The sequence below is a fragment of the Nocardioides caricicola genome (assembly GCF_039541135.1).
GTDB lineage: Bacteria > Actinomycetota > Actinomycetes > Propionibacteriales > Nocardioidaceae > Nocardioides > Nocardioides caricicola.
This window is the reverse complement of record NZ_BAABFQ010000011.1, coordinates 1-1,117: the sequence shown is the minus strand read 5'-3', so window position 1 is coordinate 1,117 and position 1,117 is coordinate 1. Positions and strand designations below refer to the sequence as shown.

The 1,117-nt window shown below is 69.1% G+C and carries 1 protein-coding gene; it reads right to left on the bottom strand.

Translation table 11 applies throughout. From position 1 onward, the window contains the following. Window positions 1-1,110: IS30 family transposase (locus ABD875_RS22560; protein ID WP_425576223.1), on the bottom strand; the 1,110-nt coding region annotated here is incomplete at its 3' end. Window positions 1,111-1,117 lie beyond the last annotated feature (7 nt).

Here is a 1,117-nt window from a genome sequence, read left to right as displayed (position 1 = left end):
GGCTTCGGCGGGGGTCGCCCAGTCGAGGGTCTTGCGTGGTCGGGTGTTGAGCTTGGTGGCGACGTGGTCGAGGTAGTCGGCCTGGTAGACCGATAGGTCGGTGCCTTTGGGGAAGTACTGACGGAGCAGCCCGTTGGTGTTCTCGTTGGTGCCGCGCTGCCACGGCGAGTGGGGGTCGCAGAAGTAGATGTCCAGGTCGGTCGCGGCGGCGATCTGGACGTGGTTGGCCATCTCCTTGCCCTGGTCCCAGGTCAGGGTGCGGCGCAGCTGGTCGGGCAGCCGGCTGGCTGTCTGGATCATGGCGCTCTGGACGGCGTCGGCACCGTGGCCGTGGGGTAGGTGCAGCAGCATCACGTACCGGGTGGCGCGTTCGACCAGGGTGCCGATCGCGGACTTGGATGCTTGTGAGCCCATGATCAGGTCGCCTTCCCAGTGGCCGGGCACGGCCCTGTCCTCGACCTCGGCGGGTCGTTCGCTGATCATCACCATGCCCGGGATCCGGCCTTGGCCGTTGCCAGCACGCCCGGCCGGGTGGCGGGGCCGGCGTAGCGTCCGACCGGTGCGCAGCCGGGCGGTCAGATCGCGGCGCAGCTCACCACGGCCTTGGACGAACAGCGACTTGTAGATCGTTTCGTGGGACACGCGCATCTCCGGGTCGTGGGGGAAGTCCACCCGCAGTCGTCGAGCGATCTGCTCGGGTGAGTGTTCGTCCTCGAGCCGAGTCTGCACCTCGTGACGCAGCCGCTCGCAGCGACCCAGCTTGGTCGGTTTGGGCCGACGGGCACGCAGATCGGCGCGGGACTGGGCGCTGCGCGCTCGATAGCCCCGGCGTCCGCTGTTGCGGGCCAGCTCCCGGCCGATCGTGGCCGGATGACACCCCACCCGCACAGCGATCTGGCGCTGGGTCACCCCCGCGACGGTGAGCATCGCCTCGATCAGGCAGCGGTCTTCATACGAAAGCGACCGCGAGGGCCTCTTCAGATCAGGACGCACACCGCCAGCCTCACGGAACACCGTGCGGCCCTTGAACCCCGACATGCCGACCGCCACCGCCGCTGCCTCGACGACCTTGCCCGCCGCGACCCCTTCCCAGAACTCGATCTCCCGCACCCGCGGA